The organism is Winogradskyella sp., from assembly GCF_965228925.1.
Taxonomy (GTDB): Bacteria; Bacteroidota; Bacteroidia; order Flavobacteriales; family Flavobacteriaceae; genus Winogradskyella.
Genome location: NZ_OZ245845.1, coordinates 3,684,001 through 3,709,607 on the forward strand (window position 1 = coordinate 3,684,001; position 25,607 = coordinate 3,709,607).

A 25,607-nucleotide genomic window follows, 5' to 3' on the forward strand; every position below is an offset into this window, starting at 1 on the left:
TATGATGAAAAAAAGATTACTTATAGTCTTAACAATATTTAGTTCTGCAATAGCTTTCTTAAGTTGTAAACAGGATAATGACAATGAAAAAGTTATCGAAAATGAGATAAATAATAACAGTTATGATTGTCCCGAATATTTAATGAATAATAAGCAAAATAACTTAAATATAAGTTTGCTATTGGACTTGTCAGATAGAATAAACCCTATTAAATATCCATCAACACCATCATATTTCGAGAGAGATTTAGGTTATATTGAAAGTATATCATTAGCTTTTTCAAACCATGTTTTGAGCAAAAAATCCATACTTATAAAAGATAAGATTCAAGTATTTTTAGAGCCCAATCCGAATGACGAGGCAATTAACCAAAAGATTAGCCTGCTTAAACGAGATCTTACAAGAGATAATGCAACTAGAGAAAATATAAAAAATGTTCTTCCACTTTATAAAAAAACGGCGGGTGACATATATAATTTGGCAATTAAAGACAATAATTTCATTGGCTCGGATATTTGGCGTTTTTTCAAGGATAAAGCAAAACATTATGCGGTAGAAGATTGTTATCGTAATATTTTGATTATTATAACAGATGGTTATTTATACCATAAGGATACAAAGCTTATTGAAAATGGTAAAACAAGTTACATAACACCACAATATCTTAGAAGGATTAAATTGACAAAGAGTAATTTTAAAGATTTAATGAATGAAAAGAATTATGGTTTTATACAAACAAGACAAGATTTAAGTGATTTAGAAGTTTTAGTTTTAGGAATACAAAACCACGACAAAAAAAATCCTTATGGAAAAGAAGTTATTGAAGAATATTGGTCACAATGGCTTAAATCAATGGACATTAAAAGGTTTGAAATACATAGTACTGATTTACCAACTCATATGAGTAAAATAATTGATACTTTTATAAAAACAAGAAACTAAATGTTTAAATTATTATGGTTCGTTTTACTTCTAAGTGTTAATGCTAACATTAATTTATTTTCCCCGAAAAAACAAATCATTACTGGTAAAGTCGTAGCTATAACGGATGGTGATACTTTTAAAATTTTAACTAAAGATTCTACATTGATAAAAGTACGTCTCGCCAATATCGATTGCCCTGAGCGCAAACAACCCTTTTCCAAAAAAGCCAAAAAATTTGTATCTGATGCTATTTTTAGTAAGGCAGTAAAATTGAACGTATTAAAAAAAGACCGATACAGGCGATATATCAGTAATGTCATTTATGATGATTCATTGAGCCTTTGTCATGAACTTATTAAAAATGGTTTGGCATGGCACTACAGAAAGTACTCTAAGGATAGTATGCTTCAAGCTCTGGAAGATCAGGCTAGAAAAAGCAAAATAGGCTTATGGCAAGATCAAAATGCGATAGCACCTTGGGAATGGCGTGATTTACAAAAGAAAAAAACTAAAGGATGAAAGCGTTTAAAACCTTAGTACTATTTGTAACATTTGCCATAAGCTATGGTGTTTCTGCTCAAACTGTCTATACGACTAAAACCGGTGAAAAATATCATAAGAGTAATTGCCACTACCTTAAATACTCAAAAAAAGCTATTAAACTAGATAAAGCTAAAGCATTAGGATATACGGCTTGTAAAGTTTGCAAACCTACTGCTAGTAATACCAAAGAAACTTCTAATTCACTAACATCAAAAAAGAAAACAAAGGACAAATCTGTAACTACCAAAAAGGTTACTGCTACCCAATGCACAGGTGAAACCAAATCAGGTAAACGATGTAAGCGGAAGACCAAAAATGCAAATGGAAGATGTTATCAACATTGATTAACAGCAATTAGAGATAACAAAAGCCCCTATAAAATCAAGGGTTTATTAAAGTATTTATAGTCTCATCTTAGGTCTTAGGCCCAAACATCATTTTGGTCATGGTCTTAACATCGTCAATAGCTTTTCCTTTGACCAACCAGGAAATTCCAAAGGGAATCACTGCCGTAGTTTCAAAAATAAAGACATAGTAATCCTTAAGCGGGAAGTCAACCTTTAAATGTTCCAGGATAATAAACACAATAATCAATCCTACAGAAATAAATACCGCATTACCGCACCATTTGTATAAGCCATGATTACCATCGTCAGAACCGCGTGTAAACTTATAGCGCGACATCCAGCCCATACATAAAATAAAAATCCCTGCGGCGACTAAGTGTACCGCGTTGGCTGTTTTATCCACATGGCCAAATAAGGGCTCTAAAGGGGTACCGCATAAGGCCTCTATAGCGTCGCTACCACTGGCATAACAGGCCGTAGGCACCATTACCACCACCAAGGCAGCCAAACCGCCTAAATTGGTTAGAAAATCATCACTTATCCTTTCTGTAGTGTCATCAATTTTATAGCCTTTGTAGGACAACAAAAAGAGTCCAAAAGCCGATAGGATGATAATAAAAATTAAGGAGGACAAGGTATCGTAATAATAATGGCTAATGGAGGCCAAAAGTTCCCCTTTAGCTATGGGTAAGGCTACCGGTAAGCATAAGCCCAAAGTGCCAATGAGCTTACGGATACGGTAATCGGAGTGTTGGAGATTTGTGGTTTGCATTTGGTAATTGGTTTAAATGACAAATTCAGACTTAATTTTCTACTCTATTGGCTAAATTATAAGATATGGATATAAAAAATGAGCCTTTAAATACTTTTTCGGTAACATCGCTTAAAGATACTTCAGTGGTATCATAGGTGTTATCTACCTCAAACTGGCCTTTTTTGAGTCGATCTACATTCATAAAGACAACACCCGTATTGAGCATTATCTTTTGTTCTTTACCCAAAACAAAGGATATACCACCATAAAAACTTAAGTTAACATCATCTATGCTTTGAAAGCCTGCGCCAACACCAAACAATCCACCCCATGACATATTTTTTCCAGATCTTCTATAATAATGCATCATTGCAGCAACACCGGGATTCAATATATTATTATTGTCACGTTCTTTTAAGATGCCCATATTCTCTGTATCAGTAGACTCAAAGAAATATTTTTCATCTAACGCTCCATCACCAAAAGCAAAAGTTGGACCGACACTAAAATCTACTTTTAGCCCTCCTTTAACTGGAACGTCAAAACTATAAGTAATCGGGTTTTTATAAGATCCAAGCTCATGAGTTCTAGTTGGTGTAATAGTTACTTCAAAATTTACTAAATCGCCATTGGCTTGAATAGGCGGCGCTTTGGCTATAAAGTTATTCTTATTCTTTAGTTCGCCATATAAATAGTCCACCTGACTGAAAGCAATTAAGGCTTTACTTTTATCTAAAGCTGCATAAGCTTCATTGTTCTTTTTATATGTATTGTCTAATTGAATTACTTGTTCAGCTCCGAGTTTTGGTTTTAATTCTTCCATTTCTGCCTTAAGTTGTTTTAAACTAGAAGCTAAGTTATTGAAGTCGAAATTTGGATTTTTAGGTTTTAGGCTCGAATCATCTTCAAGATCTTTTTGCATCTGAAGATATGATACATTCCTAGTCGCAAGATTAATTAACTTCACTCGCACTACCTTTAAAGTATATATTTCATCTAATAAATTGCTTAGCTCATCAGAAAAGTCATCCATTTTCTTTAATAAATCATCTACTTCGGATTTTAAGTCCAGCTGTTGCATAGTAAATTCCTTTAAAGCCTCTGCCTCCTGTTCTTTGGATTTGGTCGATCTTCCACGTTTAGCCAAATCATTAATATCTTGTTGCATTTTAAACGCTTTCTTATTATTCTTATTAATGCTGGTCTCAAGTGTTTTACTAAAAACTGAGAGGTTGGCTTTCATGGAACTAGTGGCATCTGCAGCTTCTTGCGCAGCGTCATCTGCAGCTTCTTGTTCGGTGGTTTGCTCTAATTCTTCACCCGATAAACGAAAAAGTCGTTGTAATTCTGTTGGTACTGGTGTATCTAAAGAGATACTATTGCCTACAATAGTAACTTGGTATAAGAATTTGTTAACATTATCTATTTGAAATGAATAAAATTTACCATAATCAATTGGATTTAACAATTTACTATTATTTGAGGTAGTATTCATTGTTTGAAAATCTATAATAATTTCTTCGTTATCATTATTTTGAGAATGTAAAATGAAGGAAAAAAGAATAATTGCGAGGGTAACAAATTTTGTTTTCATGGTGTTTCAAGTTGATTATTAGTTGATAGTCAAAACTAACGGCAAGGACCTTGGTAAACCATACCCGATATAGGGTATATTGCGATTGGTAGAATACTTCTCGATACATCCTGACGGTAAACGTCAGGACACTCGAAGTGACAGATAAAGTCATGTCGAACCCTGTGTGAGACATCGCATCAGCTTTATTTAGAGAAAATATGATTATGTGATTTAGCTGTACTCAATATGAGATTTCTCAATCGCTTTGCTCATTTCGAAATGACAAATATTAGCATTTGAGGATAACTATACCATTTTAGCAATAAACATGAGCTTTCTCATGTATTCGCCTTTAATTTTTAGCTAAATTGTCATCATGAATACCATAGCTGCACGGATTTACGATTACCTTAAAGCCTTTCCTCCCTTTAATGTGCTTAATCGTGAGCAACTCATGGCCGTATCCCAGGCCGTGGATGTCATCTACTTGGAGAATGGGCAATCCCTGTTCGATATCGGACAACCCGTAGCCAATCATTTTTATGTCGTACGCGATGGGGCCATCGGTTTGTTTAGAGCTAATGATACCTTGGTGGATGAATGTGATGAAGGCGATATTTTTGGGCTTCGTGCTCTACTTCGTAAAGGTGACTATAAGCTTAAAGCCAAAGCCATAGAGGAAAGTATTGTCTATAGTATTTCCTCTGAACTGCTGGAAACCTATATCACTACCAATACCAAAGCCAGCCAGTTTCTCATGGCCAGTTTTGCCTCTAATACCAGAGCTCAAAGTAAAGATGATGATGATTTTATGGAAGCCCTCAACCGTTCTTCGGAATATACCTATCTGCAAACCGCAGACTATTCCAAGAATCCTGTAACCTGTAATCTCAACACCACCGTTAAAGAAGCGGCTCAAATCATGACCGAAAAACATGTGGGCTCTATTGTGATTGTTGAAGACACCCAACCTATTGGCATCATTACCGATAAAGACTTGCGCACAAAAATCGCTACAGGTCAATACAACATCTCCGATAAGGTCTCCTCCATTATGTCGTCGCCAGTCATCACCTATCCTGAGACCATCACAGTCGCTGAAGCACAAATTGCCATGCTCAAGCATCGTATCACCCACTTATGTATTACCAAAGATGGTACGGATCAGTCCGCTTTGACAGGTATCTTGTCCGAGCACGATATTATTGTCTTACGCGAAAACAATGCCTCTGCTCTCATCAAGGAAATCAAGCGTAGTCATTCGGTCGAACAACTCAAAGGGATTCGAGAACGCACCGAACAACTCCTGAAGCGCTATCTAGAGCAAGACATTCCTATCGACTTTATGTCACGCCTCATTTCGGCGATTAATGACGCCATTACCCAAAGTATTATTGGGTTTGCTCTGACTAAAATGGGTGAAGCTCCCCCAAGCCCATTTGCCTGGTTGGCTATCGGAAGTCAAGGACGGCAAGAGCAACTCCTTATGACCGATCAAGACAATGCCCTCGTTTTTAAGGATGTTCCTAAAGCCGATTATGATAGCACCAAAACTTATTTCTTGGAGCTATCCGATCACATCAACAAGGCCCTTGAAATTGTTGGTTTTGAATTATGTCCAGCACAAATGATGGGTAATAATCCCAAATGGTGCAATTCGGTGCCAGAATGGTCCCAACAGTTTAAACGTTGGATCACCACGCCCGATCAGGATAACTTGATGCTCTGCACCATATTCTTTGATTATGAATATGTCTATGGGGATAAGGAATTGGTGCGTCAACTCTCAGAGCATATCTTCCAACATATAGAAGCCCATGATATTTTCCTTACCTATTTGGGAAGGAACGCCTTGCAAAACCCACCGCCGTTAAGCTTTTTTAGACAGTTCCTTGTCGAGGCCGATGGAGCACATAAAGACCAGTTTGATATTAAGGCCAGAGCCATGATGCCCTTGGTGGATGCGGCGCGATTGTTGATCTTATCGCATAACATCAAATCCGTCAATAATACCATTGAACGCTATGAAAAACTGGTAGAGCTCGAACCACAAAATAAGGATACCTATAACTTCTGTATCGAAGCCTATAAAAACCTCTTGCGCTTTCGGACCAAACAGGGCTTGTCCAATAGCGATTCTGGGCGTTTTATCGATTTGGAATCCCTAAGCAAAGGGAATCGCTTACGTCTTAAACGTAGCTTTAAAGCCGTAAAAGCGGTTCAGGAATTGATAAAAACCCGTTTTAACCTTTCTCATCTACTTTAATATGAATTGGTTTCAGCGTAAATCCTACCCAGACTATTGGAATACCTATTTGGACTACTTTTCCAAAGAGCAAGTCCAAGATCCTAAGGTTATTCGTTTTGTGGTATTCGATACCGAGACGACAGGCTTGGATATCAAGACCGATCGTGTGTTATCCATCGGTTGTGTGGCTATAGAAGGACTTCAAATTAAAGTGTCCGACCAACTGGAATCCTACCTCATACAAGAGCAGTTTAATGCGGATACGGTAAAAATCCATGGCTTACTTAAAGCAGGGAAACTGACCAAAATAGAAGAATCTGAAGCCCTTGTACAATTTCTAGACTATGTGCAAAATGCGGTTTTGGTGGCGCATCATGCCGCTTTTGATGTGGCGATGATGAATGGGCTATTGCAACGTCAGGGCCTGCCAAAACTTAAGAATAAGGTACTGGATACGGGTCATCTCTTTCAAAAGACAAGGTTGGATCCCAGTGGAATGCATTTCGGCTTGGATGAATTGGCGGAACGCTTTAAGATTCCCTTGCATGATCGGCACACGGCTTCTGGTGATGCTTATATAACCGCGCTGTTGTTTCTAAAGCTTGTGGCTAAATTAAGGTTAATACATCCGAATTTAAGCTTACGTGATTTGGAGCGGCCTTCGAGGCGTATTGGGTTATTGTAGATTTTGGAATCATTTTTTCTTGATAAAAACGCCGAAGACCTCTCGATAGTTCTACTGAGCACTTCGGTACTTCGACTGCCTGTCCGCCGTACAAGACTTTGGAAGGCGCGGCGCTTCGACAAGCTCAGCGTGACACTTGTCGAGGTACATCCCGACGCTTACACTTCGACTCCGCTCAGTGCCCACAGTCGGGACACTCGGAGTGACAACTATTTGTAGTTTCGAAATTACTATTACTATTGTTTTTAGAATAAATCTGATCTGTTTTTACAAAAAAACACACCCAAATTGGATGTGTTTTCCCCTAACTAAATTAATAAACAAACAGAGATTATTTAGAAATTTTACTTTAATCACATTAAGCAACCACGCTTAAGGTCTTCTTTGGTTTTGTTTTCGTTTCAGGTGCGGTATCAAACTGGTTCGATGTATTTTTAGCACCTCCAGCTTTTAAGGCTTTATCGCCCGCAAAGAAAGTCTTATGGTCATCTCCTAAATCAGAGCCTGCCATACGTTGATGCTTCACACAGGCTACATTTTTACGTATTTCTTGGCGCTGCACGCCTCTTACATAAGCTAACATGCCTTCCGCCCCGAAGTAGCCTTCGGTAAGATCGTTCATATGTAAGGCTGTCGTATGATAGGTCGGTAAGGTAATCAAGTGGTGGAAAATACCCGCTTCACGCGCACCGTCCAATTGGAAAGTTCTGATTTTTTCATCAGCTCTATAGCTCAACTCGGTATTGTCATATTCGATGGCCATTAAATTGTTGCGATCATAAGCCGTCATGTTTTCACCTTCCAATACCATTTCTTCATAGACTTGGTTACGGAAATTCAAGGTCCAGTTGAAAGACGGCGAATTGTTATAGACCAATTTGGCATTAGGCATAACGGCCTTAACACGGTTCATCATATGGGCAATTTGCTTAACGTTTGGTGTTGGAGTTTCAATCCAAAGTAAATCCGCTCCATTTTGAAGGCTAGTGATACAATCGAGTACAACACGATCAATATTTGAGCCTTCTTTAAATTTGTATAACCCATTAGGTAATCGCTTTGGACGCATGAGTTGACCATCACGCTTTAATAAGACATCGTCTTCTTTGGCTTCGTCAATAGTGATGTTTTCGGCATCAATAAAGGCCAAGTATTGTGACGCTAAATCGCCCGGCTCCTTACTCACCGGTAGTTTTTGAGTCAAGCCAGCACCTTCAGAATCGGTACGTGCGACGATAATCCCATCGTCAACACCTAATTCTAAAAAGGCGTAACGCACCGCATTGAGCTTCGCAATAAAATCTTCGTGTGGTACGGTGACCTTTCCATCCTGATGACCACATTGCTTAGCATCGGACACTTGATTCTCAATCTGGATGGCACAGGCTCCTGCTTGAATCATCTTTTTGGCCAAGAGGTAAGTCGCCTCTTCATTTCCGAATCCTGCATCGATATCCGCAATAATCGGCACAACATGGGTTTCAAAATTATCAATCTGAGCTTGTACATCTTCGCCTTGCTCTAGACGTCTAAATAAATCATTCAACTCAATAGCATCGGCCTGACGCAAAAACTCATAGATTTCAGCAATTAATGCTGGCACCGCTGTTTTTTCGTGCATGGACTGATCTGGTAAGGGTCCAAACTCTGAACGCAGAGCGGCGACCATCCAACCTGATAAGTACAAATAGCGCTTGCTTGTGGTTTTATGATGCTTCTTTACCGCAATCATTTTTTGCTGTGCCACAAAACCGTGCCAGCATCCTAAAGATTGGGTATACTTGGATGCATCTGCATCGTATTCCGCCATATCTTTTCGCATAAGGGTTGCCGTATATTTGGCAATGTCCAATCCGGTTTTAAAGCGATTTTGTGTGGCCATTCGTGCCGCATTTTGCGGACTAATAGCCGTCCAGGGGTTTCCAAATTTTGCTTTGAGGTCCTTTACGGTCTGTAAAGCTGAGGCATAGTTCGGTTGTGGTAAATTTTTCATAATTTTGAATGTATTAATGATATTAATTAGATTTAATATGAATCCCGTGTAATGTTGCCGCATTAGCGGGATTTTTTTGGTTTTATTATTGTGGTCAGTTCGAGTGCTCACGCTTAGCGTGAGTGTATCGAGAACTATTCACTTCTCGATAGTTCTACTGAGCACTTCGACAAGCTCAGTGTGACATCTACTATAATTGTCTGTAAGCCGACAGCGTTAGAAACTCTTCAAACTCATCTGCTATGACTAAACGCTTAAACAAGGTAATGGCATCACAGAACTTAGTATCCTTAATTTGAGCTTCCCCGACTTCCCGGATGATTTTTTCAACCTCGTCATCGAAGATCGCGTCAAATAATTCTTGATTGAAAACACGTCCATCTTCCAAGACGGCTTCATTCTTTAACCATTGCCATACCTGCGTTCTGGAGATTTCCGCAGTCGCCGCGTCTTCCATAAGATTGTACAGGGCTACAGCGCCATAGCCTCTTAACCAAGCTTCCATGTATAGAATGCCGACGTTGATGTTCTTTCTAATACCCGCTTCAGTAATACTGCCTTTTGGTAATGCTACCAAATCCGCTTCGGTCACCTTAATATCTTCGCGCTTTCTAAAGATTTGATTGGGCGTCGGCATGTATTTGTCGAATTCTTTCATGGCGACTTCCACTAATGCTGGATGTGCTACCCATGTGCCATCATGCCCGTTTTTGGCTTCGCGCTCTTTATCTAAACGTACTTTTTCTAGGGCCTCTTCATTGGCTTTGGGATTATTCTTGATTGGGATTTGTGCAGCCATACCTCCCATGGCATGGATACCACGTTTATGACAGACTTGGATTACTAAGTTAGAATAGGCGGCCATAAACGGAGTCGTCATAGTCACCTGATCTCTATTAGACACCATAAAGCCCTCATGGTTTCTAAACTTCTTGATGTAAGAGAAGATATAGTCCCAGCGGCCACAGTTTAGGCCGACAATATGATCTCTTAATTCGTATATAAACTCGTTAAGCTGAAAACTTGCCGTGATGGTTTCAATCAATAAAGTCGCCTTGAAGGTACCCTGAGGCACACCGAGATAGGCCTGAGCGTATTCGAATACGGCATTCCACCAACGCGCTTCGAGGTAATGCTCTAGCTTCGGTAAATAAAAGTAAGGTGCTGTGCCGTTCTCCATCAATATTTTGGTATTATGGAATACATACAATCCAAAATCAAAAAGGCTTCCAGAGACTTCTTCGCCATCGACCAAAACATGGCGCTCATTGAGGTGCAAGCCTCTTGGTCTTACCAAGAGTACAGCTGTTTCCGTGTTCAATTTGTAATGTTTACCGCGTTTTTCATCAATCAACGCAATGGTTTTATTATTGGCATCCAATAGATTTTGCTGCCCTTTAATAGTGTTGGCCCAACTCGGGGCATTACTGTCTTCAAAATCGGCCATAAAGGTTTTTGCACCAGAGTTAAGAGCATTAATGACCATTTTTCGATCGACTGGACCTGTAATTTCTACACGTCTGTCCATTAAATCCTCTGGAATGACATCTACAGACCACTCACCTTCCCTAATTGCTTGTGTTTCTTTTGGAAATTCGGGATAATGGCCCTTATCAAAATAAGCTTGTTGTCCTTTTCGCTTATCCAATAACTCCAATCGTTGTTTATTAAACTTTCTGTGTAACTGTCTAATAAACAAAAGCGCATCCTCAGTTAAGATATTGGGGTAATACTGATTAACCTCTTTGGCGAAGGTCACTTGGTCCGGTGTTGCGATAATAAATTCCATATTAATTTGATTTTGATGAGACAATGTTACGACAAGTTTTTGAAAAAAACAAGCGAACGTTCGCTAAATTTTATTTTTCGCTAAAAATTAAAGTTCGCAAATAATTATATATTTGTATTTATGGAACAGGATTACATCAAACTTATATTCGGATTAAAACTCAAGCAAATCCGCACAGAACGAGGGCTTTCGCTCTTTGGCCTTTCTAAACTTTCGGGACTTTCCAAATCCTATCTCAACGAAATTGAAAAAGGAAAAAAATATCCGAAACCTGATAAGATTGCCGCCTTATCCGAACATTTAGAAGTAGGTTATGATGATTTGGTATCTTTAAAATTGGATAAAAACCTCGCCCCTATTGGCGAGATCTTACAGTCTAAATTGTTGAAGGAAATTCCATTAGAGCTATTCGGCATTCAGGAAAGTACGCTTATTGACATCATCTCTAATGCTCCCGTAAAAGTTACAGCCTTTATCAGTACCATTATTGAAATTGCCAGGAATTACAACTTTAGCAGGGAAAACTTCTTTTTGGCCTCTGTACGATCGTTTCAAGAGGCCAATAGCAATTATTTTGAAGACTTAGAGGAAGCCGTTTTGAAATTTGCCAAGACCTATCAGGTAGACCTTTCGAAAAAAATCAACTCTCAAGAATTGGAAGATATTTTAGTTGAAGAATATGGCTACAATATCAATAACGATGAATTGGAGGCGCATAGCGAGCTTGACAACCTCAGATCTATCTATGTCCCCAAAACGAAAACACTCCTGATTACCAAAAGTATAGATGATGCGCAACGCGCCTTTATCTATGCTAAAGAATTGGCTTATAATTTTTTAAATATTGAGGAACGGCTTTATACCTTTTCATGGATCAAATTCGATAATTTTGATGAAGTCTTGAACAATTTCTATGCGTCCTATTTCGCAGGCGCCTTAATTATTCCCAGGGAAAGTTTGGTGGAGCACCTCAAACATTTGTTTGCCCAAAAACGATTCAATACCAAGGAATTTCAGTCTTTACTATCGAAGTATAACGCCTCCCCAGAGAGTGTTTACCAACGATTAACCAACATTCTCCCTAAGGATTTTAAAATCAAGAATCTTTTCTTTTTAAGATTTTCACACAAACAAGGCACTGATGATTTTTCGCTAAACAAAGAACTGCATTTAGCCAAGCATCAGTCGCCTAGGGCTAGTGAAACCAACGAACATTATTGCAGACGTTGGGCGTCCATCAAGGTATTGAATGCCATTAGTGACAAGCAATCTGATCATGAATTCGACATTCAAATCTCTGATTATGCCACAGAGAAAAAACAGTATCTGGTATTAGCCTCAGCGACCAAAGACCCTTTTAGGAACAACCGTTACAGAAGTGTGTCTATTGGTATTGAAGTCAGCACACCTCTACAACGTAAAGCCAATTTCCTAAACCATAGAGGATTAAAAACCGTTCACGTCGGTGTGACTTGTGAACGTTGTGCTATTGTGAATTGCGAAGTCCGAAAAGCGGATCCCATTTTTCTTGAAAAACGGAAAAAGGAAAGCGATACTGAGAAGGTGGTCAATACCATTCGACAGAAATACAGCCAATAAGCATAAAAAAATCCTAAATCCAAATGCACACATTTTTTGGAATTTAGGATTTTAGTATTGGAGCTTAAACCTTACAGCACATTATCCATAATCTCCTGAACGACTTCAGGATTGAGTAAAGTACTGGTATCTCCAAGATTGCCCGTATCTTTAGAAGCAATTTTTCTTAAAATTCGTCGCATAATTTTACCAGATCGTGTTTTTGGCAATCCGGACGTAAATTGAATCTTATCCAATTTGGCGATCGGACCAATACGATCAGTGATTAATTGGTTGATCTCCTTACGCACATTATCCTGTTGCCTTGTTTCCCCTGTATCTTTCAAGGTGATATAGCCATACAAGGCATTTCCTTTAACATCATGCGGGAATCCAACAATAGCCGATTCAGCGACCGCATTATGCTCATTAATGGCATCCTCAATGGGTGCTGTTCCTAAATTATGGCCAGAAACGATAATCACATCATCCACACGACCCGTAATTCTGTAGTAACCTACTTCATCCCGTAGGGCGCCATCACCTGTAAAATACTTGTTTTCATAGGCCGAAAAATAGGTGTCTTTGTAGCGTTGGTGATTGCCCCAAATGGTACGTGCCATAGATGGCCAAGGGAATTTAATACACAATCGGCCATCGACCTGATTGCCCTTTATTTCCTCGTTATTTTCGTCCATCAAAGCTGGCTGAATGCCTATAAACGGTAAGGTGGCATAGGTGGGTTTTGTTGGCGTTGAAAAAGGAATTGGTGTAATCATAATACCGCCTGTTTCCGTTTGCCACCAAGTATCCACGATTGGGCTTTTCTTCTTACCAATATTGTCATTATACCAATGCCAAGCTTCTTCATTAATGGGTTCTCCTACAGAACCTAAAACTTTTAGAGAGGATAAATCGTACTTCTCTACAAGCTCTGTACCATGCTTGGCCAAGGCTCTAATCGCTGTTGGTGCGGTGTAGAACTGATTGACTTTATGCTTTTCTACAATATCCCAAAAGCGCCCAAAATCCGGATAACTTGGGACTCCTTCAAACATGACTGTAGTTGCGCCATTACACAATGGTCCATAAACGATATAGCTATGACCTGTTATCCAACCAATATCGGCCGTACACCAATAGACATCTTCTTCGCGATATTGGAACACGTTTTTAAAGGTATAAGCGGTATATACCATATAACCTCCTGTGGTATGCAGCATGCCTTTTGGCATACCTGTAGACCCCGAGGTATATAAAATAAATAGTGGATCTTCAGCATCCATGACTTCGGCCGTATATTCGCGATAGGCGTCCTCCAATAAAGGTTGTAACCACTCATCGCGTCCTTCTTTCATACTGATATCCGAATTGATACGCTTTGCCACCAATACGGATTCCACACCTGGACAATCCTCTAGAGCTTCGTCCACAATACCTTTTAAATCAATAGTCTTGGCCCCACGATATGAGCCATCGGAACAGATGACCATTTTTGCATCGCAATCGTTAATTCTGGTCGATAAGGCCGTGGCAGAAAATCCTGCAAACACCACCGAATGAATTGCCCCAATACGTGCACAGGCGAGTACCGCAACGGCTAACTCTGGAATCATGGGTAAGTAAATACAAACACGGTCTCCCTTTTTGATGCCTTTATCATGCAATACATTGGCGAATTTACAAACACGATCGTACAACTGCCTGTAAGTGATATGTTCTGCTGGTTCGTTAGGGTCATTGGGCTCGAATAAAATAGCCGTTTTACTCCCCCTAGTATGCAAATGTCGATCGAGGCAGTTCTCGGTAATATTGAGCTTAGCCCCTTCGAACCATTTGATCTCTGGTTTTGAAAAGTCCCAACTTAAGACCTTGTTCCATTTTTTGCGCCATTCAAAATGCTCTTCGGCAATTTCCTCCCAAAAGGATTCTGGGTTAGAGGTTGATTTTCTATAAACCTGAAAGTACTCTTCAAAGTTTTTTATATGATAATTACTCATGGTTGATTATGTTTTTATGTATTCCTATTTGATTTTTCTTATATACGGATTCAATTTCTGAAATTATTGTGACATCATCAATAGTTGATGGCACATTATATTCTAAGTCATCAGAAATATTCCTCAATAATTTACGAAGAATTTTTCCGGATCGTGTCTTAGGCAAGCGTTTGACGACAAAGACATCCTTAAATGAGGCAACCGCGCCTATCTCGTGACGTACCTCTTGTATGATTTCTTTGGAAATCGTGTTTTCCTCTTGTACCTCACCTGATTTCAGGACCACTAAGCCCAATGGTTTCTGCCCTTTTAAATCACAGTGTACGCCAAACACAGCACACTCCGCAACGGCTTTATGCGATGCGACTATTTCTTCCATCTCGGCCGTTGATAAGCGATGACCGGCCACATTGATAATATCATCGACACGACCTGTAATAAAGACATAACCATCTTCGTCCTTATAGCCTCCATCACCTGAAAAATAATAGCCTGGGAATTTATTGAGATACCCCGATTTGAAACGCTCTGGGTTCCCCCAAAGGTTTAATAAAGTTCCCGGAGGTAAAGGCAGCTTTACGGCCACATAACCTTCGACGCTTGAGGCGGTTTCCTTACCCTCTTCGTTTAAAATCTGAATGTCATAGCCACAAACAGGAAGCGATGCTGAGCCGGGCTTTACCTCCATAAGCTCTACACCGACCATGTTCGCCAACATAGGCCAACCACTCTCGGTCTGCCACCAGTGATCAATCACCGGAATATTGAGCTGTTGCTCTGTCCAACGTAAGGTGGCCACATCGCAGCGCTCACCGGCTAAAAATTGATATTTCAAGCCACTGAGATCGTATTTTTTTATGTACGTACCATCAGGATCTTCTTTCTTAATGGCTCTTATAGCAGTTGGTGCCGTGAACATGACCTTAACGTTGTGCTCACTAATAACGCGCCAAAAGGTCGAGGCATCAGGTGTCTTAATGGGTTTGCCTTCAAATAAAACCGTGGTGTTTCTATTCAACAAAGGCCCATAGACGATATAACTGTGACCAACTACCCAACCCACATCACTGGCTGCCCAATATACATCGCCTTCTTCTACTCCGTACACATGTTTCATGGAGAACTTAAGTGCCGTGGCATACCCACCTGAATCCCTAATGATACCTTTAGGTTTTCCTGTGGTTCCTGAGGTGTACAAGATGTAAAGCGGATGATTGGAGGCGACCGCTACGGGTTCGATAGCCACGGATTTGGACACCAATTCTTCATAGTCGATATCATAGGATTTGTAAGGAATATCTACTCCCAATCTTCTATCAAAAACAACAACATGCTCTGGTTTGTGCTCGGCAAGCGCAATGGCCTCATCTACAAATGGCTTATAGGGAATAATGCGCTCTATCTCAATCCCGTTAGAGGCTGTGATGATGGCTTTTGGTTGGCAATCATCTATTCTTATGGCCAGTTCATGGGGTGCAAATCCACCAAAAACTACCGAATGAATAACCCCTAATCGCGCACAGGCCAGCATGGCATACAAGGCTTGAGGAATCATAGGCATATAAATGACACAGGTATCTCCTTTTTGCAAACCCAGTGTTTCTAAACCGCCTGCTAATTTGGCCACTTCTTCATGCAACTGATTGAAGCTTATCGCGGTTTTAGTATTAGTTACCGGCGAATCGTATATAATCGCATTCTGTTGACCAAAGCCGTCTTCAATATGCTTGTCAATGCAGAGGTAACTCACATTTAATGTGCCATCCTTAAACCATTGCGGATAGTCGTAATCATCGGTTCCGAGAATCTCACTCGGTTTGCGATACCAAGCCAATTGTTCAGCCTGTGCTTTCCAGAATTCGGAAGGTTGTGTAATGCTCTTGTTGTAAATATCTTGATAGGTCATGACTTACTTCTTTTAGAATTAAATAACCCAAACCAATTAGGATTCAACACTTTGAGCTTTATCAAAGCCCAAATAATAACCACAAAGCAAATGCCCATAATCAAGGACTCAAAAGGCCCTGTGGCAGTTTCACTTTCTAATTTAAAACGGAGATATAACGTCACTATAACGTAAAAACTGATAATAATATCAGACGCTAAAGCACTAATTCGAAGTCGTTTCATTTTATTTTACTTTAATTAAACATAGGTTTGTTTGCACACAAAACCAACATTCATTAAAGTAGAAACTATGAGGCTATGAGCTCATTGATTTCTGAAACTATTTTTTTTACTGAAAACGGCTTTGTCAAATATTTATCAGCTCCTAGTTTTAAGCCTTTTTCAATATCGGAAGCTTTATTTTTTGCTGTTAAAAACACCACTTTGGTGTGCTTTAACTGATTATTATCTTTAATTGCCTTAAGTGTTTGATATCCATCAACTTTAGGCATCATTATATCCAACATAATTACATCGGGAATCACGCGTTCTAAAATCTCCAATGCCTCACTCCCATCCCTGGCAATAAACACTTCAAAATCATGCTTTTTGAAGGTGTATTCCAATGTCATCACTATGTTGGGTTCATCGTCTACGATGACTATCTTTTTCATGATTTTAATTATCTTACAATTTACTTAAAAGGTAGCTTAAAACCAAAGGTTACGCCACTTTTTTGATTATTTTTTGCCCAAATATTTCCATTGTGGTTATCTACAATTTGTTTGCAGATGGCCAGACCTAGTCCGCTACCTTCAGGTTTTTGAATATTTTGGTTTTTTGATTGGTAAAATTTATCGAAAATATAAGGCATATCCTGATCTGGAATGCCCTTGCCATTGTCTTTAATCGTGACTTCCAAAAAGCCTTTATCATATTTATAATCGACTACAACTTTACCTTTTTTGGCATCACAAAACTTAATGGCGTTCGATATAAGATTGGTTAAGACCTGTACAATACGATCCTCGTCATACTCGGCATGAATAGCACTCATATTAGAGTGAATGAGCTTCACCCGCTTTTTATCAGCGATGTGATAAAGGCTATCCATTGTCTTTTGAATGGTATGTCTAATATTATGTTTCTGAATATTGAGTTGTGTTCGCCCTTTGGATAGTTTTTCAAAATCCAAAATGTTATGAATTAAGCGAGACAATCGGTCACTGTCTTGTAGCATATTCTTCAGAAATTGGGCCTTAATTTCTGAAGGCATATCGTCTTCATCATCCATCAATAATTCCGTGGTTGCTCTTATACCTGTTATGGGTGTTTTTAATTCATGGGCCACCGTATCCAAAAATTCATCTTTTTGTTTATCCTTTTCTAAAAGTTCTTCGTTGGCTTCTTTTAATTGATTGGTGAGTTTCGTTAACTCGTTCGACTTTTCGCGTAGTAGTTTATTCCGCGCTATGGTTTCCTTAGACTCTTCAAGGATCTTTAAAACTTCAACCAAACTTACCTCATCCTCTTTCACGACGCTAGATATCAATATTTTTGCTGAAGCACTACCAATACTTCCAGTCAACAATTTTTCAGAAAAATTAATCAACCGCGCATCTGCCATTTGGGTATCTAAGGGTAAATCATATTTTCTAAAAAATAAGTTCAGGGCACGTTCCGTTCGGGGTTCGCCCAGAAACTTAATGAGTACCTTTTTTATTTCGGCGACATAAGCTTCCCCTTTCCAAACCAATGCGCCATCCTGCAAGTCCGTATAGTTTCTGCTGTCCACATACATTTCCGCATAGTTGCGTTCACGATAGTTACCTTTGGTCAAAACCGAAAATGTCACATAGCAAAATAAATTAACCAGCATACTCCAAAAAAACGCATGTGCCGGTGGACTTAAAAAATCGATACCAAATAAGGCGTGTGGTTTTAAGGCTTCAATACCTTTAAGGCCATGCTGAACGAGATCATCAGATCCGGTCAAGGCTTGAATGCCAAAAGGTAAAATCAAGGTGTAAAAAACTACGGTAAGCCCAGCAATAATACCAATGATGGTCGCTTTAGACGAGCCTCTGTTCCAAAACAATCCGATAAAAAATGATGGCGCCAATTGCGCAATAATGACAAAGGCCATTAATCCTATGGAATACAAAGACAGTTCAAACGAAAAATTGACATAAAAGGCATAAGCGACGATGATAATTGAAAAAATAGAAATGCGTCTTATGTTCTTTATATAGCGTGCATTGCGCTCTGGATGACTCTTTACAAAATAATCCAAAAACCCATAAGGAATCACCAGGTTATTACTGACCATAGTCGATAAGGCCAAAGTCGCTACAACCACCATGGAGATTACAGCGGAAAATCCACCTAAAAAAACCAAAACCGATAAGACCGTATTCCCATTTTGGAGGGGTAATAGTAAGGCATAATACTCCGCCTGATCGGCGTTGCCTATGGTTAGATTACCAGCCCAAGCAATAAAGATCACGAAAAGATTGAAGAGTAAGAGGTATAATGGAAACATCCAAATGGCACCTTTAAGGTGCTTTTCCCTAACATTTTCTACCACTGCGACCTGAAACTGGCGTGGCAATAAAAATATAGCCATAAAGGATAACATAATCGTATACAACCAATTGAAACCATTTTCAAAACCATTTATACTTGTCAATGCTTCGAAATTTTCTGCTTTTGACATTCTGGTGTAGATATCTTCGGTTCCATCAAATAAGACATAGGTCACATAAATCCCAACGAATAGGAAGAATGCGAGTTTAATAATAGACTCAAAAGCCACGGACATGACAATGCCTTTATGTTTCTCGGAGGCATCAGTGGTTTGGGTACCAAAAAAGGTGGCGAATACTGCCAATAGTAAGGCAATATAAAATGTTGAATCATCATATACCGAGGTGGACACATAGCTCGTATCGTCTGAAAGAATCTGGAACGTTTCGGAAACAGCTTTTAGCTGAAGGGAAATATACGGCACGATGGCCAGAAGACATACAATCGTTACGAGCGCCCCTAAAAATCGATGGTTGCCATAACGCAAGGAAATAAAATCGGCGATTGAACTGATCTTATGCTGCTTTGAAATTCTTATAATTTTTCTGAGTAGGATAATCCATAGCGGAGCTGCAATCACGGGCCCCAGATATATAGGTAAAAAATTGACACCCGAATTGGCCGCAATACCGATACTCCCGTAATAGGTCCAAGCCGTACAATATACCGCTAAAGACAGGGTATAAACTATAGCATTATTGACCCATTTACTTTTAGAATTTTTTTCGGCGATAAAGGCTATGAGAAACAAAGCCAATAAATAGAAAATAATAATTGTAAATAAAACGTAATTACTCATAATGACGCTTTAATACTAAGTAAGAGACCACAATGACAACGAGCCAGATACTAAAAATAGAAACATAAAAGGTGGGAATTCCAAAGACATGTCCACCATTATTAAACACCAATAGAAAAGGCACATTTAAAATAATGAATGCTGTAATTGCCAATATCACTAATTTTTGCTCGTGTCTTTTTTTCAACGTATGGCGATTTTAGATTTTGAATTTAATAAAAGATATTTAAATACATCCTGAGATTCAAAAGCAAGTTTAGAACTAACGTAAAAAACAGTGTTGTTATCAACAACACTGTTTTTACTAACTAATAAAACTTGTCAACTAGTGACTATGTGCTTCGCCAGCACCAGAGGGTATCCTAATGTTTTCGACTATGTCCTGAACATGTTGTGGTGGTGGTGCAGTCATACGCGACACAACTACCGAAACAACAACATTTACAAGCATAGCGATGGTTCCGAAGCCTTCAGGCGAGGTTCCAAACCACCATTCTTCCTTAGGTCTTGCGTCAAATGTTCCTATTAGACCTGTTTTATAAACTATCATGTAGAACAACATCAATGTAATTCCGACGATCATACCTGCAATCGCCCCTTGTTTATTCATTCGCTTATCAAAAATTCCGAGAATAATAGCCGGGAAGAATGAAGCAGCCGCTAGACCGAAGGCCAATGCAACCACTGCAGCGACAAATCCAGGTGGTTTGATTCCAGCAAGTCCAGCAATTACTACAGCAAAAATAATCGAACCACGTGCCCAAGCTAATTCACCCTTATCCGATAGATTAGGTTTGAATTGCTTTTTCACTAAATCGTGCGAAATTGATGTTGAAATGACCAGCAACAATCCTGCAGCGGTTGATAATGCTGCAGCCAATCCACCGGCAGCAACTAAAGCCACCACCCAGTTGGGTAGGTTAGCAATCTCAGGATTAGCCAATACCATGATATCACGGTCTACATAAAGTTCATTTGAAGAATCATTAGCGTTAGAAATCATACGCTCCCCATAAGTTCCTCTTTCATCAATGAATTTAGGTTTTCCATCTGTAGCTGCACCAGCAACATACTGGATTTTACCATCACCATTTTTATCCGTCCAGGCTAATAAGCCCGTATCTTCCCAATTTTTAAACCATTCAGGGATTTCTGCATATGACTTATCAGTAACTGTTTCAATTAAGTTAGTTCTAGCAAAGACAGCAATAGCTGGAGCCGTTGTATAAAGAATCGCAATGAACAATAAAGCCAAACCTGCTGACTTACGGGCATCCTTCACCTTGGGTACCGTAAAGAAACGGACAATAACATGCGGTAATCCGGCCGTACCCACCATCAAGGCCAAAGTAATGGCAAAGACATCCCAAGTGGATTTACTACCATCGGTGTATTCATTGAATCCCAATTGGGTATGCAGTGCATCCAATTTTTCCAGAAGGAATTGTCCTCCTTCAACTTTCCCTCCCATACCTATTTGAGGAATTGGATTTCCTGTCATCTGATACGATATAAAAAATGCAGGCACCATAAATGCGAAGATCAATACACAGTATTGCGCCACCTGGGTATAGGTAATACCTTTCATTCCACCGAGAAATGCAAAGACCAGAACAATGATCATACCTATAACTACACCCCATTCGATTTCAACTTGTAAAAATTGTGAGAAGACGATTCCAACACCACGCATTTGTCCGGCTACATAAGTAAATGACACTAACAATGCACAAATGACAGCAACCGTCCTTGCGGTGTTGGAATAGTAGCGATCCCCAATAAAATCGGGAACGGTAAACTTTCCGAATTTCCTCAGATAAGGCGCTAATAACAAAGCTAATAATACATAGCCGCCGGTCCAGCCCATAAGATAAACCGAGCCATCGTAGCCAGCAAAGGAAATGATTCCCGCCATCGAAATAAAGGATGCCGCACTCATCCAATCGGCCGCTGTAGCCATACCATTTGCCAATGGGGAAACACCTCCACCAGCAACGTAAAAATCTTTTGTCGAGCCTGCTCTGGCCCAAATTGCAATTCCGAAATATAGTGCGAATGTGATCCCAACTAATATCCATGTCCAAGTTTGTACACTCATAATATTTTAATTTTTTGGTTATTAGTTAAGACTACTCGTCGTAACCGTATTTTTTATCTAGTTTATTCATAAGGCGGACGTAAACGAATATTAAGATGACGAATACGTAGATGGATCCTTGCTGTGCAAACCAGAAGCCTAGTTTAAACCCACCAAGTCTAATTTCATTTAAGGCATCTTTAAAGAGGATGCCACAACCATAGGATACAACGAACCAAATGGCCAATAGTATGGAAAGGTATTTTACGTTCTCCTTCCAATATGCTGTTGCGTGTTTTTGTTTATCTGACATAATGCTATTAGTTTATAAGAATATATGTGTTTGAATGGCGAAGACGTTTCTATTTTCTGCGCCCATAGCGCCACTTTTACCTGTCAAAAATTCTGCAGTAATCTTGGCGAAATGACCGTTGATAAAATAGTTTAAGCCTACACCAAATTCGTTGCCATTATCTGGCGTAAAATCCAGAGATTGTGTATTGTATTTCACATAAGGCATCAGCTTAGCATTTCGAAATAAAAGGCCCACTTGGCCATGAACAATAGAACCAGAAGAAGGAACCAAGGAGCCACCTGGAGCACCTGCGGTATCACCATAATTATAGTTGTAATAAGCACCTAAAGCACTTATGGCCAACTTATCATTTAAGGGCGCGTCATAAAAAACATCAAAAGCGGCATGGAAAACATCCTCTCTATTCTCGAGGTCATTAACCGCTAAGGCATCTGGGTGGTAGTGGAAACCAGCCCCAATGCTCAGTACTTTCTTTTTCCCCAAGTAGGTACCTACGAAATAAGGCAGCTTATCAGATTCCTTATCAAACAGGTCGTACTTAAAATAGCCTGCATAGTTCCATGTTCCTATGCCTACACTATTATCTACTTGAAATGTCGGTGTAGGACCTAATTCACCAATATTATTTCTGGCATTATTTGCGGAAACGCGATATCCAAATTTTCCCAGTGAACCTTTGGCATAAATCCCTAAATGACGTGCGAATTGGTCGCTGGTCGTAATATTGGACCAAGGGAACAGTCTCGCGTCGGAGACCGAAACACCGCCTTGACCGCCCGGATTATCTAAGGTCATCATGTTAAGTGTACTTTGATTGGTCAATCTTGAAATACCATTCCAATAATGCAAACCTGATCCGATATGTAATTTTCCAGGCTCTACGGCAAATTCAGCCCAAGCATCGTGTAAAAACAGTAAACTGCGTTGATTATTAGATTGTGAATTGGGATTTGCCGTGAGATTCCCAGCTCCCAAACTATTCAAACCAAAATGCGTTAGAATTAAAAATCGTGGTGAAATCTGGGCATAGGCCAAGACCCTTGACCTTCTGATAGAGAACTTTGGTCCCTTTTGTTCTGATCCAGCTTGAAGCCACATTTGGTGCCACAAGATAAACCGGATGTACTTACTACCATCATCATTTAATTTTACCTGTAATGGTTTGTAAGTATGATCCGGTTCGGAATCTTCTTGTTGTCCCCAACCCGCAAATGGTATAAAAAACAGTGCCAGTAGAAACAAAATCAAACTTGTTTTTTTCATAAATTGTAGTGATTTAGTTAGTTATACATTGGTTTTGTGTGCACTACTAAGCTCATAAAAACAAATCCTAAAAAAAAAGTTAATATAGTTTTTTGGTAATTACATATAGATTTTGACTAAAACATGGATAAAATTAGTCTTAATTTGACTTAAACAAAATTTACCTAAGGACCATTAGATATGGTTAGTCCCTAAAGCGTTCCCATTTGATGAGCATAAATTTATCCCCAAGTTCTGTGACTAGGGTACCTGCCCCGGAAAGATTTTCGGAATTGGAAAAAAACCGCGAGAGCTCCTCGGCATTCAATATTTTATAGGTAGGATGGTATTTGGAGTTGTAAGGGCGCTTGATATTGAACTTTTTTACCCAATTCATGACACTGACATGGGAAATCCCTAAGATACGTTCAATTTCACGGTAGGTCAATCCTTCCAAGTAGAGCTGTAGCGCCTTATTTACATAATAGTCATCAATCTTCTTCCCTAATTTGTTCACCGTAAAATAGTAATTACAAGCCTTACACTTATAGCGTTGTCTGTTGTTAACGATACCACTCTTTACATAATGATCGGAACCACAATTTGGACAAAGATTAGTTTTCATAATATGTATATATTAATTTAGCATAAATATATTAATTTAGCAAGATATATACAAATGCTTAGATTTTGTTACAATCCCAATTAAAGTCCTTAAACAAAAGTTAGGGTTAATCCTGCTTTTTTAGCTTGTTGATATAGCGCTTTGTTTCGACAATAACCTTTGGCGCTAATAGTATGGTAGCAAGCATAGTCGGTATCGCCATAAAGGCAAATACACCGTCAATGAAGTTGATCATAGCTTCAAAAGGCGTTGTAGCCGCTAAGACGATGCTGATGATATAAAAATAATTGTAGTAATGCTTTTTATCGGCACCTATTAAAAAGGACATACATTTTTTACCGTAATAGGCATAACTAAACAATGAAGAGACACTGAAAAAGAACACACAGACCATCAAAAGATACTGTCCGTAGGGCAATGCATCCTTAAACGCTGCAGCCGTTAGACTCACCCCATTATCTGATGTGCTTTGCCAAACACCGGTGACCAAAATGGCCAAGGCTGTTAGGGTACAGACAATCAAGGTGTCAATCACGGGACCTAACATGGCCACTAATCCTTCCCGAACGGGCTCGTCGGTTTTTGCGGCGCCATGTGCCATTGGTGCCGTTCCCAAACCGGCTTCGTTAGAAAAGGCACCGCGTTTGATACCATGCAGAATCAATGCGCCCAAGACCCCACCTAAAAAGGGTTGGTCAGCCGGAAAGTAATTCGCTGCAAAAGCATCCGTGACAATCAACGCCAAATATTTAGGTACTTCCGTATAGTTAATTGCGAGAATAAGAAGTACCAACACAAAATACAATACCACCATAGAAGGTACCATTTTAGAGGCCCAAATGCTAATGCGCTGAATCCCACCAAGTATGACTATACTCGTTAGGATGACTAAGACTATAGCAATGGTAAGGTTGGTATTAAAGGTCACTTCCACACCATTGGGAATTAAGATAATATCATTGATAGCTTGTGTCAATTGGTTGACATTCACTACCGGAAGGGCGCCCAACATCCCAAAAACACTAAATAAAACGGCCAAAAACTTCCAGTGCTTACCCAAACCTTCCCTGATAAAGTACATGGGGCCACCTTGCAATTCCCCTTTGCTGTCCTTACCCCTATACAATATGGCCAAGGTCGAGGTGAAAAACTTGGTACTCATACCTACAATGGCACTGACCCACATCCAAAACATGGCACCCGGTCCTCCTACCGCAATGGCCAAAGCCACACCGGCAATATTTCCCATGCCTATGGTAGACGACAAGGCTGTACTTAAAGCCTTAAAATGTGAAATCTGTCCCGGATCATTTGGATCATCATATTTTCCTCTGAGAATACTAATGGCATGTCCTAGATAACGAAAGGGTAAAAATTGGGAGCGAATCATCAAATACAAACCACCGCCTATTAATAAAATCAATAAGGGTAAGCCCCAAGCCAAGGATGAAAAGGCCGCTGTTAAATCCTCTAGTGTTTTCATGAGGCTTAAAAGTAATGAATCCTTGGCAGTGTTAATAATGAATTGATTTTCAAAAATTAAAAAACTAACTTCGCTTTCCTATATAAAAGCTTAAAAGCGTTTTGCTCAGGCCATCTTATAACAACATCAAACTTCTACCAAGGAGAAAATCATT

General features: G+C 39.4%; 21 protein-coding genes. 6 read left to right on the plus strand and 15 right to left on the minus strand.

Going from position 1 to position 25,607, the window contains the following annotated elements; genetic code table 11:
- Position 1 precedes the first annotated feature (1 nt).
- From ACO052_RS15230 to ACO052_RS15240, 3 genes are read left to right on the plus strand one after another with little or no spacing between them, the layout of a single operon-like run.
- On the plus strand, positions 2-943 hold the full coding sequence (locus tag ACO052_RS15230; RefSeq protein ID WP_422104646.1) for a hypothetical protein: 942 nt from the start codon (positions 2-4) through the stop codon (positions 941-943).
- On the plus strand, positions 944-1,444 hold the full coding sequence (locus ACO052_RS15235; RefSeq protein ID WP_422104647.1) for a thermonuclease family protein: 501 nt from the start codon (positions 944-946) through the stop codon (positions 1,442-1,444).
- The gene (locus ACO052_RS15240) at positions 1,441-1,812 is read left to right on the plus strand and encodes a hypothetical protein (protein WP_422104648.1); all 372 of its coding nucleotides are present in this window, start codon (positions 1,441-1,443) and stop codon (positions 1,810-1,812) included. The genes ACO052_RS15235 and ACO052_RS15240 overlap by 4 nt, the downstream gene beginning before the upstream one ends.
- Positions 1,813-1,882: 70 nt before the next feature.
- Here the strand turns inward: ACO052_RS15240 and ACO052_RS15245 are convergent, their stop codons facing one another.
- Complete coding sequence (locus tag ACO052_RS15245; protein WP_422104649.1) at positions 1,883-2,587, minus strand: hypothetical protein; 705 nt, start codon at positions 2,585-2,587, stop codon at positions 1,883-1,885.
- A 31-nt stretch (positions 2,588-2,618) separates the two neighbouring features.
- The gene (locus ACO052_RS15250) at positions 2,619-4,163 is read right to left on the minus strand and encodes a hypothetical protein (RefSeq protein ID WP_422104650.1); all 1,545 of its coding nucleotides are present in this window, start codon (positions 4,161-4,163) and stop codon (positions 2,619-2,621) included.
- A 358-nt stretch (positions 4,164-4,521) separates the two neighbouring features.
- On the opposite strand from ACO052_RS15250, the gene ACO052_RS15255 reads away from it, so the two are divergent.
- A complete protein-coding gene (locus ACO052_RS15255; RefSeq protein ID WP_422104651.1) occupies positions 4,522-6,411 on the plus strand; it encodes a DUF294 nucleotidyltransferase-like domain-containing protein in 1,890 nt (629 codons plus the stop codon).
- 1 nt (position 6,412) lies between these two features.
- Positions 6,413-7,078: a PolC-type DNA polymerase III gene (locus ACO052_RS15260; protein WP_422104652.1), complete on the plus strand. Its 666-nt coding sequence runs from the start codon at positions 6,413-6,415 to the stop codon at positions 7,076-7,078.
- Between the two features lie 358 nt (positions 7,079-7,436).
- Here the strand turns inward: ACO052_RS15260 and ACO052_RS15265 are convergent, their stop codons facing one another.
- The gene (locus tag ACO052_RS15265) at positions 7,437-9,071 is read right to left on the minus strand and encodes an isocitrate lyase (RefSeq protein ID WP_422104653.1); all 1,635 of its coding nucleotides are present in this window, start codon (positions 9,069-9,071) and stop codon (positions 7,437-7,439) included.
- 190 nt (positions 9,072-9,261) lie between these two features.
- The gene (gene aceB, locus ACO052_RS15270) at positions 9,262-10,860 is read right to left on the minus strand and encodes a malate synthase A (protein WP_422104654.1); all 1,599 of its coding nucleotides are present in this window, start codon (positions 10,858-10,860) and stop codon (positions 9,262-9,264) included.
- Positions 10,861-10,980: 120 nt separating this feature from the next.
- Between aceB and ACO052_RS15275 the strand changes: the two genes are divergently transcribed.
- Entirely contained in the window at positions 10,981-12,459 is a 1,479-nt protein-coding gene (locus ACO052_RS15275) for a helix-turn-helix domain-containing protein (RefSeq protein WP_422104655.1), read from the plus strand.
- A 71-nt stretch (positions 12,460-12,530) separates the two neighbouring features.
- Here the strand turns inward: ACO052_RS15275 and acs are convergent, their stop codons facing one another.
- The 11 genes from acs to ACO052_RS15330 form a co-directional block, all read right to left on the minus strand.
- Positions 12,531-14,438, minus strand: coding sequence for an acetate--CoA ligase (gene acs, locus ACO052_RS15280; protein ID WP_422104656.1), 1,908 nt, complete (start codon positions 14,436-14,438; stop codon positions 12,531-12,533).
- Positions 14,431-16,344: an acetate--CoA ligase gene (locus tag ACO052_RS15285; protein ID WP_422104657.1), complete on the minus strand. Its 1,914-nt coding sequence runs from the start codon at positions 16,342-16,344 to the stop codon at positions 14,431-14,433. The genes acs and ACO052_RS15285 overlap by 8 nt, the downstream gene beginning before the upstream one ends.
- Complete coding sequence (locus tag ACO052_RS15290) at positions 16,341-16,568, minus strand: hypothetical protein (RefSeq protein WP_422104658.1); 228 nt, start codon at positions 16,566-16,568, stop codon at positions 16,341-16,343. Before ACO052_RS15290 ends, ACO052_RS15285 begins: the two co-directional genes overlap by 4 nt.
- A 65-nt stretch (positions 16,569-16,633) precedes the next feature.
- Positions 16,634-16,999: a response regulator transcription factor gene (locus ACO052_RS15295; protein WP_422104659.1), complete on the minus strand. Its 366-nt coding sequence runs from the start codon at positions 16,997-16,999 to the stop codon at positions 16,634-16,636.
- 20 nt (positions 17,000-17,019) lie between these two features.
- On the minus strand, positions 17,020-19,710 hold the full coding sequence (locus ACO052_RS15300; RefSeq protein WP_422104660.1) for an ATP-binding protein: 2,691 nt from the start codon (positions 19,708-19,710) through the stop codon (positions 17,020-17,022).
- Positions 19,703-19,897: a hypothetical protein gene (locus ACO052_RS15305; RefSeq protein ID WP_422104661.1), complete on the minus strand. Its 195-nt coding sequence runs from the start codon at positions 19,895-19,897 to the stop codon at positions 19,703-19,705. Before ACO052_RS15305 ends, ACO052_RS15300 begins: the two co-directional genes overlap by 8 nt.
- A gap of 138 nt (positions 19,898-20,035) precedes the next feature.
- Positions 20,036-21,808, minus strand: coding sequence for a sodium:solute symporter family protein (locus tag ACO052_RS15310; protein WP_422104662.1), 1,773 nt, complete (start codon positions 21,806-21,808; stop codon positions 20,036-20,038).
- Between the two features lie 31 nt (positions 21,809-21,839).
- Positions 21,840-22,100, minus strand: coding sequence for a DUF4212 domain-containing protein (locus ACO052_RS15315; protein ID WP_422104663.1), 261 nt, complete (start codon positions 22,098-22,100; stop codon positions 21,840-21,842).
- A 12-nt stretch (positions 22,101-22,112) separates the two neighbouring features.
- On the minus strand, positions 22,113-23,366 hold the full coding sequence (locus tag ACO052_RS15320) for a hypothetical protein (RefSeq protein WP_422104664.1): 1,254 nt from the start codon (positions 23,364-23,366) through the stop codon (positions 22,113-22,115).
- Between the two features lie 184 nt (positions 23,367-23,550).
- The gene (locus tag ACO052_RS15325) at positions 23,551-23,970 is read right to left on the minus strand and encodes a transposase-like zinc-binding domain-containing protein (RefSeq protein ID WP_422104665.1); all 420 of its coding nucleotides are present in this window, start codon (positions 23,968-23,970) and stop codon (positions 23,551-23,553) included.
- 106 nt (positions 23,971-24,076) lie between these two features.
- A complete protein-coding gene (locus ACO052_RS15330) occupies positions 24,077-25,453 on the minus strand; it encodes an alanine/glycine:cation symporter family protein (RefSeq protein WP_422104666.1) in 1,377 nt (458 codons plus the stop codon).
- Between the last annotated feature and the right edge of the window lie 154 nt (positions 25,454-25,607).

Bases quoted from the DNA above. Each gene is read 5' to 3' on its own strand.
- ACO052_RS15310 (WP_422104662.1), bottom strand. From the start codon at position 21,808: ATGAGTGTACAAACTTGGACATGGATATTAGTTGGGATCACATTCGCA.
- acs (WP_422104656.1), bottom strand. From the start codon at position 14,438: ATGAGTAATTATCATATAAAAAACTTTGAAGAGTACTTTCAGGTTTAT.
- ACO052_RS15255 (WP_422104651.1), top strand. From the start codon at position 4,522: ATGAATACCATAGCTGCACGGATTTACGATTACCTTAAAGCCTTTCCT.
- ACO052_RS15320 (WP_422104664.1), bottom strand. From the start codon at position 23,366: ATGAAAAAAACAAGTTTGATTTTGTTTCTACTGGCACTGTTTTTTATA.
- ACO052_RS15250 (WP_422104650.1), bottom strand. From the start codon at position 4,163: ATGAAAACAAAATTTGTTACCCTCGCAATTATTCTTTTTTCCTTCATT.
- ACO052_RS15325 (WP_422104665.1), bottom strand. From the start codon at position 23,970: ATGAAAACTAATCTTTGTCCAAATTGTGGTTCCGATCATTATGTAAAG.
- ACO052_RS15295 (WP_422104659.1), bottom strand. From the start codon at position 16,999: ATGAAAAAGATAGTCATCGTAGACGATGAACCCAACATAGTGATGACA.
- aceB (WP_422104654.1), bottom strand. From the start codon at position 10,860: ATGGAATTTATTATCGCAACACCGGACCAAGTGACCTTCGCCAAAGAG.
- ACO052_RS15300 (WP_422104660.1), bottom strand. From the start codon at position 19,710: ATGAGTAATTACGTTTTATTTACAATTATTATTTTCTATTTATTGGCT.
- ACO052_RS15275 (WP_422104655.1), top strand. From the start codon at position 10,981: ATGGAACAGGATTACATCAAACTTATATTCGGATTAAAACTCAAGCAA.
- ACO052_RS15240 (WP_422104648.1), top strand. From the start codon at position 1,441: ATGAAAGCGTTTAAAACCTTAGTACTATTTGTAACATTTGCCATAAGC.
- ACO052_RS15245 (WP_422104649.1), bottom strand. From the start codon at position 2,587: ATGCAAACCACAAATCTCCAACACTCCGATTACCGTATCCGTAAGCTC.
- ACO052_RS15230 (WP_422104646.1), top strand. From the start codon at position 2: ATGATGAAAAAAAGATTACTTATAGTCTTAACAATATTTAGTTCTGCA.
- ACO052_RS15285 (WP_422104657.1), bottom strand. From the start codon at position 16,344: ATGACCTATCAAGATATTTACAACAAGAGCATTACACAACCTTCCGAA.
- ACO052_RS15235 (WP_422104647.1), top strand. From the start codon at position 944: ATGTTTAAATTATTATGGTTCGTTTTACTTCTAAGTGTTAATGCTAAC.
- ACO052_RS15315 (WP_422104663.1), bottom strand. From the start codon at position 22,100: ATGTCAGATAAACAAAAACACGCAACAGCATATTGGAAGGAGAACGTA.
- ACO052_RS15330 (WP_422104666.1), bottom strand. From the start codon at position 25,453: ATGAAAACACTAGAGGATTTAACAGCGGCCTTTTCATCCTTGGCTTGG.
- ACO052_RS15260 (WP_422104652.1), top strand. From the start codon at position 6,413: ATGAATTGGTTTCAGCGTAAATCCTACCCAGACTATTGGAATACCTAT.
- ACO052_RS15290 (WP_422104658.1), bottom strand. From the start codon at position 16,568: ATGAAACGACTTCGAATTAGTGCTTTAGCGTCTGATATTATTATCAGT.
- ACO052_RS15265 (WP_422104653.1), bottom strand. From the start codon at position 9,071: ATGAAAAATTTACCACAACCGAACTATGCCTCAGCTTTACAGACCGTA.